Origin of the sequence: Hafnia sp. HMSC23F03, assembly GCF_001816025.1 — a bacterium.
Taxonomy (GTDB): domain Bacteria; phylum Pseudomonadota; class Gammaproteobacteria; order Enterobacterales; family Enterobacteriaceae; genus Hafnia; species Hafnia paralvei.
In genome coordinates this window covers 106,901-120,993 of the sequence record NZ_KV824222.1, presented here as the reverse complement: position 1 = coordinate 120,993, position 14,093 = coordinate 106,901, and the positions used below count along the sequence as shown (strand labels likewise).

Here is a 14,093-nt window from a genome sequence, read left to right as displayed (position 1 = left end):
TGGCGCATTATAGGGACTTCTGAACGGCTGACAAGTGTTTATTTGAAATAAATTACCAACTGCGTAAATTATCAACAAAAGTTGAGTTTTGTGATGATTATCGCACCACGCTGCTGGTTAAACGCACAAAGTCTTTCGCAAAACGCGTTACATCCTGCCAATCGGTATATTCCACTTCTTTGCTGGTATCCGTTTCACCGCCGGTCATTTTCATAATTAATTTGATCATTGCCTTGTCTAACCAGCCATAGCGTGGATAACGGAGCGCTCCGGCAAAAACAGCACACTGCTTTGGCTGCCACGGCGTAGCAAGCAAGAATTTGCGGGTATAGGCATTTGTTTGCGGCGTTCTCTTTTCAGGCTTACGCGCCGTAAGGTTAACGGCGAAGAATGCACTCGGCATAGTATTTAACTGCGCCACATTCTGCTTGGTGAATTTATAGAGAGAACGCTGGAAATGCCCATAGCGAACAGAAGCGCCGATCACGACTGACTGATAGTTTACCAGATTGATATCCATTGATATGGCCAGATCCAGCACATCACACTCAAGCGTCTCAGACAGCGTCGATGCTATAGAAGAGGCGATAGCCTTGGTCTGTCCATCATGGCTGGAGTAAAGCACTAAAGTTTTCATGACTTACGGCCTCTACACTTTTCCATAATTAATTGTGAATGCCTTAGTTACGCCAAAAGGTTGGCGTAAACAGTACTAACAAAGTAAAGACTTCCAGTCGGCCAAACAACATAGTCACGACTAGCACCCATTTGGCCGCATCATTCATCGAAGTGAAATTATCAGCAACGACACCCAGACCCGGTCCAAGGTTATTCAATGTGGCGACTACCGCAGCAAACGCAGAGAAATCATCTACCCCAGTCGCGATAATCGCCAGCATGCTGATAATGAACACCAATGCGTAGGCAGAAAAGAATCCCCACACCGCTTCAAGAATACGCTCGGGCAGAGCACGGTTGCCCAACTTAATGGTATAGACCGCATTAGGGTGCACTAGACGTTTTAGCTCGCGGGAGCCTTGTAAGAAAAGAAGCAGAATACGAATAACCTTCAATCCACCACCGGTTGACCCCGCACAGCCACCGATAAATGCAGAACACAGTAGAAGCACAGGTAGGAACAGCGGCCAATGGGCGATGCTATCCGTGGTGAATCCCGCTGTCGTTGCCATGGAAACAACTTGGAAAAATGCCTGATTCACCGTTTGTAATCCGGTTTGATATACGTTGTGCCACCACAGCACTAAGGTACACACGGCTACTAACGTGAGCTGGACAAAAATGAACATGCGAAATTCGGGGTCACGCCAATAGACTTTCAAACTACGTCCGCTAAGGAGTGCAAAGTGCAAACTAAAATTACAACCAGAGATCAGCAGGAACACAGCAATAATAGTGTTGATGGTGGGGCTATTGAAATAGCCGATACTGGCATCATGGGTTGAAAAACCACCAATGGCGATGGTTGAAAAACTATGCGAGATGGCGTCGAATACATCCATTCCCGCCCCCCATAGGGCTACCGCGCAGGCAACCGTCAGCAGCACATAGATGAACCATAACGTTTTCGCTGTTTCGGCAATTCTCGGCCGCATTTTATTATCTTTGAGGGGCCCCGGCATTTCAGCGCGATAGAGCTGTAGCCCACCAACGCCTAAGATAGGTAAAATAGCCACGGCCAGCACGATGATTCCCATACCACCAAGCCATTGCAGCATCTGACGGTAGAATAAAATTGCCTTCGGTAAGTTATCCAATCCCACCAGCGTGGTTGCCCCCGTGGTAGTTAAACCCGAGAACGACTCAAAAAACGCATCCGTTACGCTGAGATTTGGGCGCTCAGAGAACAGGAAGGGCAATGCCCCCACGCTGCCCAGCACCGTCCAAAACAAAACGACGATGAGAAAACCTTCACGCGGTTTTAGTTCATGCTTTTGTTTGCGCTGTGGCCACCACAATAAAGTGCCAATCGTCAGCGCAACGAAGAAAGTCTGAGTGAACGCCCGGCCTGCACCGTCACGATAAATCAAGGCAACTAGCCCAGGGATGATCATAGTTCCTGAGAACAGTATGACGAGTAAACCGACGATGCGGATAATGGCACGAAAATGCATTCGGGCACGTTCCTTGCTCAATAGAGTAATAAGTACAACAAAAAAGTAATGCGGGGGATTATTACGAAGTCTGATGTAATTGCAACGAACCACGGCTCATGTTGCGTAATTTTTCAGCGACGTCATCGACAACCAGCACTGGCAAACTCACCGTTAGTGATACATCAACAGCATAGTCACTCTGCAATATCTCGCCCCCAGCCTGCGCAATAACGGTCTCGACTTGGGTCAGTAATCCATAGTCACACTGCAAAGTATACTCAGCCTGCGGCACTTTACGCTCGACGGGCAAAAGTTTTAATGCTTGCTGAACGCCACCGCCATATGCCTTAACTAATCCGCCAGTGCCCAGCCGAATACCGCCGTAATAGCGCACAACCACTGCCGTGACTTCACCAATATGGCTTCCCATCAACTGGGCAAGCATTGGCTTACCCGCAGTGCCAGACGGCTCGCCGTCATCAGAAAAACCTAACTGCTGTGAATCATCAGGCGCACCAGCCACAAATGCCCAACAGTGATGGCGTGCATCTGGATGTTCAGATTTTACCTGCGCAATAAATGCTTTTGCCGCCTCACTCCCCTGCGTATGTGCCAACAGAGTAATAAAGCGGCTTTTTTTGATTTCCTCGCTGAAGCTCAACGCCTCAGCGGGAATGAGGTAAGGCTGATTCATTAGTCCAAATGCAGATCGCGCGTCATATTCTCCACCGATTTCTCGTGGAAAATCACGTTATCCTCAATGCGGATCCCGCCATATGGACGGAAAGAATCAATGCGAGCCCAATCAAAGTGTTTACTGAACTGCCCTTCTTTCCACGGAGCCAACAGCGAATCAATGAAATACAAGCCAGGCTCAATGGTCATCACCATGCCAGGCTCCATAATGCGCGTACAGCGTAGGAAAGGATACATTTCTGGCGCAGCCAGATGGGTACCATTTTCATCCTGCATGAAACCCGCCACATCATGTACCTGTAACCCCAGCGGATGGCCCAAACCGTGTGGTAAGAATGGGCAAGTCAGCCCCTGTTCAACAGCCGCTTCTTCGCTGATATCTTTCAGGATATGGTGTTTCTTCAGCAACTTCGCCAAACGCTGATGCATTTGCACATGGTAATCGGTATAGCGCACGCCGCATTTCAATGTAGCAATGAGCGCCTGCTGCTCTTTGTTCATATCACTGACTAACGCGGCAAAATCGCTATCGCTTTTCGCGGCATAAGTTCGCGTCAGGTCTGCTGCGTAGCCATTATATTCAGCACCCGCATCTAATAAGAAACTACGCACTTCAGAAGGAAGCTTATGCTGCAACGTCGTGTAATGTAGAACAGCGGCATGTTCATTCAAGGCCACGATATTATCGTAAGGCACATCGGTGTCACGGTGTCCGGTGGCAGTCAAATAAGCCTGATTAATATCAAACTCACTCATGCCTGACTGAAATGCTTCCAACGCAGCCTGATGCCCAACCACAGCAGTTTTCTGCGCTTCACGCATGCAGGCTTGCTCGTAGCCAGTTTTATACGCACGGTGATAATGCAGGTAATCCAGCACTGGCTGCGGATTGATATTTTCAGCTTTGATACCCAGAGTCTGTGCTCGTTGCGGAACATACCCAATATAAGCAACACGATCGCGTGCCGTTGGTAATAAGCTCGCAATATCATCGGCTTTGCGCAGCGCAGTCATCTCAACATGCGCAGTCCAAAAGGCCTCAGGCAAGGGCTCTACGCTGTACCAGTAATCCACAGGCGAATAGAACCACAGTTTCGGTTTATTTACGCCATCAACCCATAACCAACAGTTAGGCACCTGAGTCACAGGGATCCACGCCTTAAACTGAGGGTTAACTTTAAACGGGTAATCACGATCGTCTAAAAACAGCGACAGCAACTCACCAGAGTGAATCAACAGTCCATCCAACTGGTGACGAGCTAAAACCTCACGGGTACGCTGCTGCAGCGTTTCCATGTGTTCAGAATACAGCGAAGCTAATGTTTCCATGTATATGACCCTTTGCCCACAACGAATTTCCTCATCTTATCACAGCGCTCCATAAAAACAGGACGTTGCCAAAAATCCCATTCAGCCCTCTGTGATCGTGTTTGCAAATATTCAATGTTTTGTTTGCAAATTTTTAACATTAAAACCACACTTCACCACATCTGGTCATACCAGATCAACTGCGCTGATTTAGGAGATCACGATGCTCTACCAAGGCGAAAACCTACATGTAAACTGGCTCGAAGACGGCATTGCCGAGCTGGTATTTGATGCCCCAGCCGCGATTAACAAGCTGGATACCAAAACTGTTGCCAGCTTGGGTGCGGCGCTAGACGTGCTTGAAAAACAGCCGCAGCTGCGTGGCCTATTAGTACGCTCCACCAAAGCCGCCTTTATCGTAGGCGCAGATATTACTGAATTCTTATCACTCTTTGCTGCACCAACAGAAAAGCTGACAGAGTGGCTCAATTTTGCCAACAGCGTATTCAATCGCCTAGAAGATCTGCCCGTGCCTACGATTACGGCCGTTAACGGCTACGCACTGGGCGGCGGCTGCGAATGTGTGCTAGCCACTGATTTCCGTATTGCCACACCGGATATCCGCATCGGTTTACCGGAAACCAAACTCGGCATTATGCCGGGCTTTGGCGGTTCTGTTCGCCTACCTCGTTTGCTCGGTGCCGATAGTGCGTTGGAAATTATCGCTGCGGGCAAAGATATCGGAGCAGAACAAGCGCTGAAAGTCGGTCTGGTTGATGCGGTTGTTCCGCAGGATAAACTGATTAGCAGCGCACTCAATATGCTGCGTCAGGCGATTGATGGCCAACTTGATTGGCAAGCATACCGCCAGCCGAAATTGGAACCGTTGAAGCTCAGCCCGATTGAGTCACTGATGAGCTTTACCACCGCCAAAGGCATGGTCATGCAGACCGCGGGTAAACATTACCCCGCCCCCATTACCGCGGTGAAAACCATCGAAGCCGCTGCGGGTCTGAAACGTACTGAAGCCCTCAAGCTTGAAACAGCCAGTTTTGTACCGTTAACTCGCACAACGCAAGCGCGCGCTTTAGTCGGGATTTTCCTGAACGACCAGTTCGTGAAAGGTAAGGCGAAAAAACTCGCTCAGTCAGGACAAGTACCTACACATGCCGTCGTACTTGGCGCCGGTATTATGGGAGGTGGCATTGCCTACCAATCAGCGCTGAAAGGCGTTCCTGTACTGATGAAAGACATCAGTGAAAAATCGCTACAGCTTGGTATGAACGAAGCAGGAAAATTGCTGAACAAACAGCTAGAGCGAGGAAAAATCAACGGTCTGAAAATGGCACAGATTATTTCTACGATTCAGCCAACCCTGAACTACGCAGGGATCGAGCAGGCGCAGATCGTAGTCGAAGCTGTCGTTGAAAATCCTAAGATCAAAGCAGCCGTGTTGGCCGAAGCCGAATCATTGATAAAACCCGATGCGGTGTTGGCTTCAAATACCTCAACAATTCCAATCGATCAGCTAGCGGCATCGTTACAACGCCCTGAAAATTTCTGCGGCATGCACTTCTTTAATCCGGTGCACCGAATGCCATTAGTCGAAATTATTCGTGGTGCAAAAACGTCTGACCAAACCATTGGAACCGTCGTCGCCTATGCCACAAAAATGGGCAAGACACCGATCGTAGTTAATGACTGCCCTGGGTTCTTTGTTAACCGTGTACTGTTCCCTTACTTTGCAGGTTTCAGTCTGCTATTGCGCGACGGGGCTGATTTCCGTCAGGTCGATAAAGTGATGGAGAAGCAGTTTGGCTGGCCGATGGGACCTGCCTATCTGCTCGACGTCGTAGGTATCGATACAGCACATCACGCTCAGGCAGTAATGGCACAAGGTTTCCCGCAACGAATGAGTAAAAACTACCGTGACGCAGTCGATGTGATGTTTGATGCGCAGCGTTTTGGTCAGAAAAATGGTGTTGGTTTCTATCGTTACGATCAGGACAGTAAAGGCAAGCCACGTAAGGTTCAGGACGAGCAGACTCCCTTGCTGTTAGCCGAAGTTGCCCCATCGAACGAAAACTTCAGCGATGAAGAGATTATCGCTCGCATGATGCTCCCAATGATCAACGAAGTGGTGCGCTGCTTCGAAGAGAAAATCGTGGCAAGCCCAGCCGAAGCCGATATGGCGTTAGTGTATGGCATTGGCTTCCCTCCATTCCACGGCGGCGCATTCCGTTATTTGGATACCATTGGAACCACGCAATATGTCGAAATGGCACAGCGTTATCAGCATTTAGGCGAACTATATCAGGTGCCAGCCGGTCTCCGAGCCAAAGCAGAAACCAACGCGACCTATTATCCAGCCGCGGCTCCAATTGAGACCGATGCCGCCATTGGCACCAACGCCGCTCAACAGGCTTGAGGAAGGAAACATGGAAAACCGTTCAATTGAAAACGTCGTGGTGATCGATGCCGTCCGTACGCCGATGGGCCGCTCCAAAGGGGGCGCTTACCGTCAAGTAAGAGCTGAAGATCTGTCCGCTCATCTGATGCGAGCCCTGCTTAGCCGTAACCCTAACGTAGATGCAAAAGAGATCGATGACATTTACTGGGGCTGCGTACAGCAAACGTTGGAACAAGGATTCAATATTGCGCGTAACGCCGCATTATTAGCTGAACTGCCACACACCGTACCCGCAAACACCGTTAACCGTCTCTGTGGATCGTCCATGCAGGCGATCCATGATGCGGCTCGCGCAATTATGGTCGGTGATGCCCAAATAAGTATGATTGGCGGCGTGGAGCACATGGGGCATGTTCCTATGAGCCACGGCGTTGATTTCCATCCTGGCTTAAGCCGAACCGTTGCTAAAGCTGCAGGTATGATGGGACTGACCGCCGAAATGCTGGCGAAAATGCACAAAATCAGCCGTGAAATGCAGGATGAATTTGCTGCTCGTTCGCACCAGCGAGCCTATGCAGCAACCACATCCGGTGCATTTAAAAACGAAATCGTTCCGACTGCGGGTCATGATGCCGACGGCGTGCTGAAAATGCTGTTTAACGATGAAGTGATTCGTCCAGAAACTACCGTCGCCAGCCTATCAGCACTTAAACCAGCCTTTGATCCAATCAATGGCACCGTCACGGCAGGATCGTCTTCGGCATTATCCGACGGTGCCTCAGCGATGCTGTTGATGAGCGAGTCACGCGCTAAATCACTCGGTTTAACGCCGCGTGCACGTATTCGCTCAATGGCCGTTGTAGGCTGCGATCCCTCTATTATGGGATATGGGCCAGTACCTGCCACGCAACTGGCATTAAAGCGCGCGGGGTTAAGCATTTCGGATATTGGGCAATTTGAACTGAACGAAGCCTTCGCAGCTCAGACCTTACCTTGCCTAAAAGATCTCGGGTTGCTCGATGTATTAGATGAGAAAGTGAATCTCAACGGCGGGGCTATTGCGTTGGGCCATCCGCTGGGTTGCTCTGGCTCGCGAATTTCAACGACTCTGCTGAATCTAATGGAACGCCGTGACGTCCAGTTTGGTCTGGCAACCATGTGTATTGGTTTAGGTCAGGGAATTGCGACCGTATTCGAGCGAGTTTAAGCCAGTAAGTACGTTGTCAGAGGTTTAGTTGCCGTTCTTCCCGCCTGTCAGGGGCGGGTTTTTTCTTTCTGTCAGCGGTCTTCTGCCGGCAGGTCATTCAACCCGCCAGCTGGCGCGTAATATCAAATAAACGCAAAGGCATCACCAAACATGTGATCCGCTTTAGCTTCTCGTTCAGCACAAAAACGCTCGCGCGCGATTTTGGCCATTTCAAAGCGACCTGCGATGTAAATGTCGTAATCCGCCAAGGAGCCATAATCTTGTAAAACCGCACTCAACACGGTTCCAGTTCGACCATTCCAGCCTTCTTCCGGTTGTTCTACAACAGGAATAACTTTCAACTGTGGATGCTGCTCTTGGAGCGCCTCCAACTCGGCTAAATCGTACAGGTATTTTGATTCGCGCCCGCCCCAATAGATGGCAATTTCACGCTCTGGTTTCTGCGCCAGCGCCATCATCAGAATCGAGCGAGTATAAGAGAACCCAGTACCGCCAGCAATCAGCACTAATGGACGATCGCCCTCTTCACGTAGCCACGCTTCGCCGTGTGGAATATCAACGTTAACGACACGATCTTTCAGGATTCGATCCATCACGGCCATTGCGTAAAGATTGATTTCTGAAGCGCCGATATGCAGTTCGATAAAGTCTTTTTCCAATGGCGTAGATGCCATAGAGAAAGGACGTTTATCGCGCTCATCCATTTCAACCATCAAATACTGGCCCGCGCGAAACGAAACCGGAGCTTCCGGCACCAACCGAACGCGATATACCGTATCGGTGATAGCCTCAACGGAAGTGACTTTACAGCTCAACGTTGTCATGTAGTTACTCTATCGGATAATGGGTTTTGCATAACCAGACAGCCACCTCTAATCAGGCTTACGGCTTTTCATAGCGTCAGTGTGGTTATCTTCCAGAATTGCCAGCTCGTCCCAGATGGCATCGATCCGCGTGCGGACTTTTTCATCCATAACAATGGGGCGTCCCCATTCGCGTTGTGTTTCACCCGGCCATTTGTTCGTAGCATCCAGTCCCATTTTGGAACCCAATCCAGACACTGGCGAAGCAAAATCAAGGTAATCTATCGGTGTATTTTCAATCATTACCGTATCACGAGCAGGATCCATTCGAGTAGTGATCGCCCAAATAACATCGTTCCAATCTCGCGCATTGATATCGTCATCACAAACAATAACAAATTTGGTGTACATAAACTGGCGTAAGAATGACCACACTCCCATCATCACGCGTTTCGCATGACCTGGATATTGTTTTTTCATGGTCACAACCGCCATGCGGTATGAGCACCCTTCCGGCGGCAAATAGAAATCCACAATCTCAGGAAATTGCTTTTGTAGAATGGGCACAAACACTTCATTCAACGCCAATCCCATCACCGCAGGTTCATCCGGTGGACGCCCAGTATAAGTGGAATGGTAAATCGGGTTGCGGCGCTGCGTGATATGGGTGACGGTAAAAACAGGGAAGTTATCAATTTCATTATAGTAGCCGGTATGATCGCCATACGGCCCTTCCGGTGCCATTTCACCCGGTTCAATATAACCTTCCAACACAATTTCTGCGCTGGCAGGTACTTCTAAATCATTAGAAATACACTTTACTACTTCCGTTTTATTACCGCGCAGCAAGCCGGCGAACGCGTACTCTGAGAGAGTATCTGGCACGGGCGTTACGGCCCCTAAAATCGTAGCGGGATCGGCACCCAATGCTACCGAAACAGGGAAACGCTCACCAGAATGTGCTTGGCACCACTCTTGAAAATCAAGCGCGCCGCCGCGATGCGACAGCCAACGCATGATCACTTTATTCTTACCTAACACCTGTTGGCGATAGATACCTAAGTTTTGGCGTTCTTTATGCGGGCCACGTGTAATCGTCAGCCCCCAAGATATCAGCGGAGCCGCATCTTCAGGCCAGCAGTGCATCACAGGTATACGCCCAAGGTCGACATCATCGCCCTGCCACACTAACTCTTGGCAAGGCGCTGAGTTCAGCCGCTTAGTCGGCATATTCAACACCTGCTTAAACTGCGGTAGCTTATCGAACAGATCGCGGAAGCCTTTTGGTGGCTCCGGCTCTTTCAAAAACGCCAGCAGCTTACCGACTTCACGCAGCGCACTCACATCCTCCTGCCCCATACCCAAGGCAACGCGTTTTGCCGTACCAAACAGGTTACATAAGACGGGGATGTCATAACCTTTCGGGTTTTCGAACAGCAAAGCGGGTCCACCGGCACGCAGGGTGCGGTCCGCAATTTCTGTCATTTCCAGATAAGGATCGATTGGCTGGCTGATGCGTTTTAGCTCACCTCTCTGTTCCAGCAAAGAGAGGAATTCGCGCAAGTCACGGTATTTCATAGCTTTCTTATTGGGCTGGTGAAGAACCCATTATAAGCGTTCTTCACTCTGGTTGCTGCACTTTTGTTACAAACAGATAACTAATTGCTTTAGTAAGCATTATCGTTAACCCGAGGTCGGCAACAAAGCTTACTCATACGCGTCAGGGTCAGTTAACGACAGCGGAAAGGCACCATCTCGGCTAAAGCCTGAGTATCGAAATACTCCTGAGTTTCCTGATTGTGGCGGAACACTTTAAACCCCTGTGCTTTCACGCTGTAGTATTCCAATTCATCCCCAGCCACATGCAGCAAGCTACCTTCACGCAGCGCAATCACATATTCGCTTGGATTTATCGCACAGAATTCAGCGATGCGCTCATCACGAGTTTCTCCCATATGCCCACTCAGGTGTGCATCGATGTAATGGGGATTAATTTGCACAGGGAACAGCCCCAGAGCCGGAAGCACAACGCTGTTGCGTACCGGCATATCATTTGTGGTGCGGATGCTTGGCGTAGCCACATTACAACCCGCACTCCAACCGATATACGGGATCTCGCGCTCACGAACAGCCCGTTGGATTGGCACAACCAGCCCTTTTTCGTGCAGCATTTGGTTTAACAGCCAAGTATTGCCACCGCTAACCAGAATACACTCAGCTTCTTCAATCGTTTTAACCGGATCGCTTGAATGGTGCAGGCTCGTTACTTTAATGCCTAACGAATTCTCTAGCTCCGCGGCACGCGCATCGTAGTCACCACGGATCACCGCATAAGGCACCAGCACAGCCGAACGAATCTTCTTGCTTAGCAGCATGGACTGAATTGGTCCCTTAGCGTAGCCCAGCAACTCAGACTCACCAGAAACCTTGCCGTTACTCAGTAAAAACAACTCCATGAAAATATCTCCTGACATTGAGGACGATCTTATTGCGCTTTGCCGCGCCGAAAACCAACTCTATTACAGCTAGTCTATGGGGCGACATTTATAACTAATAATTATGGGTCTAGCTGTGATCTTCTGCCTGAAGTGGCAAAAAATGTTAAATCATCGCGCACCCAACGGGAAAAACGCACGCTCCCCCCTCGAAACTGTCTATCGAATCGACCTTTTGTTATGCTTTGAGTAAGTCATTTAATCGTGGGTTGTTATGGAATCGTGGTATCTGCTGTATTGCAAAAGAGGTCAACTGGAGCGTGCGAAAGAACATTTATCACGCCAAGAGATCCCTTGCTTCACCCCAATGATTACGTTGGAGAAAATCGTCCGCGGTAAACGCACGCAGGTTAAGGAACCGATGTTCCCTAACTATATGTTTATCGAGCTTGATCCTGAAAGAGTCCATACCACTACCGTGCAATCAACACGCGGAGTGAGCCACTTTGTACGATTTGGCGCACTTCCAGTCACTATACCGTTTAAGGTTATCAAGCAATTGATGATGGCGCCCCCAACGGAATGTGTCGATCCTGATACACCGGTCCCAGGTGATACCGTCGTGATTACCAGCGGTGCCTTTGAGGGATTCGAAGCTATCTATACCGAAGCAGACGGAGAAAAACGCGCCATTCTTCTACTGAACTTACTGAATAAACCCGTACAGCAAAGTGTAGAAAACACCGATTTTGAAAAGCTATAGAGCTTGAAGCTATAAATAAAAAACCGCCGATGGAGCCCCATGGCGGTTTTATCTATCTCAATGCTTCTACTGCGTAAAATTAACGATTCATTTCAGCATCATGCAGCCACTGAGCTACGCGCTTAGCGAAATAGGTCAGTACTCCATCTGCACCTGCGCGTTTGAAGCAAATCAGTGACTCCATAATCGCAGGTTTTTCTTGCAACCAGCCGTTCTGAATCGCAGCCATATGCATCGCGTATTCACCAGAAACCTGATAGGCGAAGGTCGGCACGCCAAAGGTATCTTTCACACGGCGCACCATATCCAGATATGGCATACCAGGCTTCACCATCACCATATCAGCGCCTTCCTGGAGATCCTGAGCGACTTCTTGCAAAGCTTCATCGCTGTTTGCGGGATCCATCTGATAGGTTTTCTTATTGCCGCCTTTCAGGTTACCAGAAGAGCCCAACGCGTCACGGAATGGACCGTAGTAGCAGGACGCATACTTGGCTGAGTACGCCATGATTTGAGTATTTACCATCTGCTGTGCTTCAAGCTGATCGCGAATCGCACCGATACGGCCATCCATCATATCGCTTGGCGCAACAATTTCAGCACCGGCTTCTGCATGTGACAACGCCTGACGAACCAGAATTTCTTTGGTGATGTCGTTAATCACATAGCCATCAGCGTCAATAATACCGTCCTGACCATGGGTGGTGTAGGGATCCAACGCCACGTCAGTCAGCAAACCTAACTCTGGCACGGCATCTTTCAACGCACGAACAGCCCGCTGTACCAAACCATCTGGATTGTATGCCTCTTCTGCATGCAGAGATTTTTTATCCGCGCCAATGACGGGGAACAACGACAATACCGGCACGCCCAATTTAGCGATGGCTTCAGCTTCTTTGACCAGCAAATCGATGGTCATACGATGCACGCCTGGCATTGAGGAAACTTCTTCCTGATGATTTTTGCCTTCCATAACAAACACGGGGTAAATCAGATCGTCTACTGTCAGGACGTTTTCAGCAACTAAACGACGGCTGAAATCATGGCGACGAACACGGCGTAGACGACGGCCTGGGAAGGCACCTGGAAATGCATAGCTCACGTTATTCTCCTTACTTATGCCAGCCGGAAAAGTTGGCGGGCATTATTTTCAGTAACCTGCTTCAACCACTCCACATCCTGCTGACGCCAGCCAGCCACTTGTGAAACGATGTGTGGTAAGTAACAGGGTTCATTACGTCGCGATTTAGGTTTGGTTTCTAAATCACGCGGCAGTAAATAAGGGGCGTCAGTTTCTAGCAACAGACGCTCAGTTGGGATCTCTGGAAGCATTGCGCGCAGCTCAAGGCCGCGTCGCTCATCGCAAACCCATCCGGTAATGCCAATGTAAAGTCCGAGATCTAAACATTCATGTAGCTCTTCACGGCTGCCCGTAAAGCAATGTACAACGGCACCCGGCACTTTTGCGAGCCACGGACGCAAAAGCGCGATAAATCGGTCATGCGCAGAACGGCAATGCAAAAACAGCGGTTTATTCAAATCTGCAGCTAATGCTAGCTGCGCGCTAAAAGCTCGCTCCTGCTCCGCTGGGGTAGAAAAATTGCGGTCAAAATCAAGCCCACACTCCCCCATAGCAACCACTTCTGGCATAGATGCCAAGGCCGATATCTGTGCCGCCGTCTGACTATTCCATGAACTGGCATTATGTGGATGCACGCCAGCTGTCGCCCAGCAATAGCCCGGGTATTCCCGCGCAAACGCTATAGACCGTTGGCTCTCTTGCACGTCAGTACCCGTGACCATCAAAGCATTCACGCCAGCTTTACACGCGCGTTCAATCACTTGGTCGACATCTTTGGCAAACTGACCACTTGTTAGATTAACGCCAATATCCAGCATGGAATAACTCCAAAATCAAAGTAAAGAGGCCGCCCTTTCGGCGGCCTCTGGCACTCAGTGTGTCAGCCTTGTTTTGGCTGTTCGTCAGTATCTTCTTCGCTTCCTTCATCCTCATCGTCATCACGAGGACGGCGTTTTCCCACATAGAAACGAGCAAAGAACACGCCAATTTCAAACAGGATACACATTGGAATTGCCAACAACGTTTGTGAAAACACGTCTGGCGGTGTGAGCAGCATGCCCACAACAAAGGCTCCGACGATGACGTACGGACGTTTCTTTTTCAACTCTTCTGGGGTAGTGACACCACTCCAGCACAGCAGAATAATCGCAACCGGAACTTCAAACGACACGCCAAACGCCATAAACAGCGCCATGACAAAGTCGAGGTAGTTGTTAATATCCGTCGCAATGGTAACGCCTGCTGGCGCCGTCTTGGCAAAAAAGCCAAACGCCAA

The 14,093-nt window shown here is 49.6% G+C and carries 13 protein-coding genes; 3 read left to right on the top strand and 10 right to left on the bottom strand.

Features of this window, described 5'->3' with window-relative positions:
- Positions 1-97 precede the first annotated feature (97 nt).
- The 4 genes from hemG to pepQ form a co-directional block, all read right to left on the bottom strand.
- Entirely contained in the window at positions 98-637 is a 540-nt protein-coding gene (gene hemG, locus HMPREF3091_RS10555) for a menaquinone-dependent protoporphyrinogen IX dehydrogenase (protein WP_070715720.1), read from the bottom strand.
- Positions 638-680: 43 nt separating this feature from the next.
- Positions 681-2,132, bottom strand: coding sequence for a Trk system potassium transporter TrkH (trkH, locus tag HMPREF3091_RS10550; RefSeq protein WP_004089405.1), 1,452 nt, complete (start codon positions 2,130-2,132; stop codon positions 681-683).
- A gap of 61 nt (positions 2,133-2,193) precedes the next feature.
- Positions 2,194-2,808, bottom strand: coding sequence for an IMPACT family protein (locus HMPREF3091_RS10545; RefSeq protein WP_070715718.1), 615 nt, complete (start codon positions 2,806-2,808; stop codon positions 2,194-2,196).
- Positions 2,808-4,139, bottom strand: coding sequence for a Xaa-Pro dipeptidase (gene pepQ, locus HMPREF3091_RS10540; protein ID WP_004089399.1), 1,332 nt, complete (start codon positions 4,137-4,139; stop codon positions 2,808-2,810). The genes HMPREF3091_RS10545 and pepQ overlap by 1 nt, the downstream gene beginning before the upstream one ends.
- Before the next feature lie 202 nt (positions 4,140-4,341).
- Between pepQ and fadB the strand changes: the two genes are divergently transcribed.
- Both fadB and fadA read left to right on the top strand, forming a co-directional pair.
- Positions 4,342-6,546 (top strand): fatty acid oxidation complex subunit alpha FadB, encoded by a 2,205-nt coding sequence (gene fadB / locus HMPREF3091_RS10535; RefSeq protein ID WP_070715716.1) that lies wholly within the window; start codon positions 4,342-4,344, stop codon positions 6,544-6,546.
- A 25-nt stretch (positions 6,547-6,571) separates the two neighbouring features.
- The gene (fadA, locus tag HMPREF3091_RS10530) at positions 6,572-7,735 is read left to right on the top strand and encodes an acetyl-CoA C-acyltransferase FadA (RefSeq protein WP_070715732.1); all 1,164 of its coding nucleotides are present in this window, start codon (positions 6,572-6,574) and stop codon (positions 7,733-7,735) included.
- Between the two features lie 122 nt (positions 7,736-7,857).
- Here fadA and fre read toward each other — a convergent pair whose 3' ends face one another.
- The 3 genes from fre to pepE all read right to left on the bottom strand — a co-directional run bounded on the left by fre (position 7,858) and on the right by pepE (position 10,994).
- Positions 7,858-8,559 (bottom strand): NAD(P)H-flavin reductase, encoded by a 702-nt coding sequence (gene fre, locus HMPREF3091_RS10525; protein ID WP_004089391.1) that lies wholly within the window; start codon positions 8,557-8,559, stop codon positions 7,858-7,860.
- 48 nt (positions 8,560-8,607) lie between these two features.
- Positions 8,608-10,116, bottom strand: coding sequence for a 4-hydroxy-3-polyprenylbenzoate decarboxylase (gene ubiD / locus HMPREF3091_RS10520; RefSeq protein ID WP_070715714.1), 1,509 nt, complete (start codon positions 10,114-10,116; stop codon positions 8,608-8,610).
- 152 nt (positions 10,117-10,268) lie between these two features.
- A complete protein-coding gene (gene pepE, locus HMPREF3091_RS10515) occupies positions 10,269-10,994 on the bottom strand; it encodes a dipeptidase PepE (protein ID WP_008815897.1) in 726 nt (241 codons plus the stop codon).
- Positions 10,995-11,247: 253 nt separating this feature from the next.
- On the opposite strand from pepE, the gene rfaH reads away from it, so the two are divergent.
- Positions 11,248-11,736, top strand: a complete 489-nt coding sequence (gene rfaH, locus HMPREF3091_RS10510; RefSeq protein ID WP_070715712.1) for a transcription/translation regulatory transformer protein RfaH — start codon at positions 11,248-11,250, stop codon at positions 11,734-11,736.
- A gap of 79 nt (positions 11,737-11,815) precedes the next feature.
- On the opposite strand, the gene hemB is transcribed toward rfaH, so the two are convergent.
- The 3 genes from hemB to HMPREF3091_RS22880 form a co-directional block, all read right to left on the bottom strand.
- Positions 11,816-12,838 carry a porphobilinogen synthase gene (gene hemB, locus HMPREF3091_RS10505; RefSeq protein ID WP_008815895.1) on the bottom strand — a complete coding sequence of 341 codons (1,023 nt, stop codon included), beginning with the start codon at positions 12,836-12,838 and terminating at the stop codon, positions 11,816-11,818.
- Positions 12,839-12,852: 14 nt separating this feature from the next.
- A complete protein-coding gene (tatD, locus tag HMPREF3091_RS10500; protein ID WP_070715711.1) occupies positions 12,853-13,635 on the bottom strand; it encodes a 3'-5' ssDNA/RNA exonuclease TatD in 783 nt (260 codons plus the stop codon).
- Between the two features lie 62 nt (positions 13,636-13,697).
- A partial coding sequence (locus tag HMPREF3091_RS22880) for a twin-arginine translocase subunit TatC (RefSeq protein WP_246839979.1) occupies positions 13,698-14,093 on the bottom strand: 396 nt, incomplete at its 5' end.